Here is a 1,543-nt window from a genome sequence, read left to right on the forward strand (position 1 = left end):
TCCAGCCGGTCGAAGCTCTCGTTCCAGAACCGCTCGAACCCGCCGGTCCACTCGTGGACCGGCCGCAGCCCGCGGGCGTCGAGGCCGTATAGGCGCTGTTTGCCCGCCGTGCGGTTCCGCACCAGTCCGACCTCGCGGAGCACCCGCAGGTGCTTGGATGCCCTCGGCTGGGTCATCCCCAGCTCTTCGGCCAACTCGGTCACCGGCCGTTCACCCGCCCGCAACAGCACCAGGATCTCCCGGCGCTGCGGCTCGGCGATCGCGTTGAAGACGTCCGACGTCGTCGCTGCTCGTGCCATGGACTCCATCATATGCCGATATAGGCATGCGTCAAGCCGGAGGAATCACGCGAGTCTTGTCGGATGACGATCGTGACCCTTATCAGCGGCTGCGGAAAACGCGTATCCCGGAGACGGCACGCGCGACGGCGGCGGGCAGGGACTTCGAGAACGTCTTGTCGCCGCGCTGAAATCCGAAGAGCCTCATTCTCCGATGGCGTCATCGACAGAGGCACGAATCTGGCCGTGCAGGTCACGGTGGCTGGAGCGGTCCAACGTGACTTCGATCACAGACCTGCCGGACACAGGCGCGGACAGGGCGGACCGCAGCTCGTCGAAATCGTCGATGCGCGAATGCCTGACACCGTATCCCCTGCACAGCGCCGCGAGATCGGCACCGTGCGGGGTACCGAAGACCCGCTCGAAGACGTCCGCATAGGCCGGTGCCCCGTGCTCCAGCAGCGTGAAGATCCCACCACCGTCGTCGTTGAGGACGACGATCTGCAGTCGGGGTTCCTCCTCGTGCGGCCCGATGAGCAGCCCGCCGATGTCGTGCAGGAAGGCAAGATCGCCCAGGAGCACCCGTGTCGTCTCGCCCGAGCCCAGCGCCACACCCGCAGCCGTCGACACGGTCCCATCGATCCCGGCCAGTCCACGATTGCTGTACACGGCGGGCCCGAGTTCGTCAGCCGCCACGCCACGTCCCGATTCTTCGGTCAGCGGCTGCGCGGCGCCGAATGGGCTCGCGGTCAGATCCAGATCACGGATCGCGTTCGAGGAGCCGACCACCAGTGCCTCGCCCGGCCGCACAGCAGCCCACACCTCGCGAGCGACGAGCGGGCCGGTCAGCGGCCCTGCCTCGAGTACGTCGCCGACCACGCGCTGAGCAGTACGGTCCGCTTCCTGCCACCCCTTGAGCCAGTCGTCGCCGATCGCGTCGATCTTCTCCCCGGAGTCTCTCCCATCCAGCGCCTCGCCGGCGGCCACGCGGCCGGCCGCACCGCGGTCCGAGGCCGACGACCCGCCCGTCTCTGAGCCGACCGTGACAAAGCCGACCACATGCGCGGCGTTGCGTGCGGCGTCCGGCCAGGTGCCGCTCGGTGCGACGACGATCACCTCGACGTCGCGCCGCGCCAGCAGCGCGTCCACCGGCCGTGACAACGTGGGATGCCCGAAGACGACGGCTCGGCGCACCCGTCCACCGAGATCCGGCCGGGACAGCAACAGCCGGTAGGCCACCAGCGCGTTCGGACCCGAACGCGCAC

2 protein-coding genes are annotated in these 1,543 nt (G+C 68.8%); both read right to left on the reverse strand.

The window, feature by feature from the left end; all coding sequences use genetic code 11:
* A partial coding sequence (locus tag ELR45_RS09550) for an ArsR/SmtB family transcription factor (RefSeq protein ID WP_165367635.1) occupies nt 1-299 on the reverse strand: 299 nt, incomplete at its 3' end.
* A 183-nt stretch (nt 300-482) separates the two neighbouring features.
* Nucleotides 483-1,543, reverse strand: a 1,061-nt coding sequence (locus ELR45_RS37320; RefSeq protein ID WP_240759396.1) for a thiamine pyrophosphate-dependent enzyme, incomplete at its 5' end; no start/stop codon positions are given.

This window comes from Phytoactinopolyspora endophytica, from assembly GCF_004138495.1.
Classification (GTDB): Bacteria; Actinomycetota; Actinomycetes; order Jiangellales; family Jiangellaceae; genus Phytoactinopolyspora; species Phytoactinopolyspora endophytica.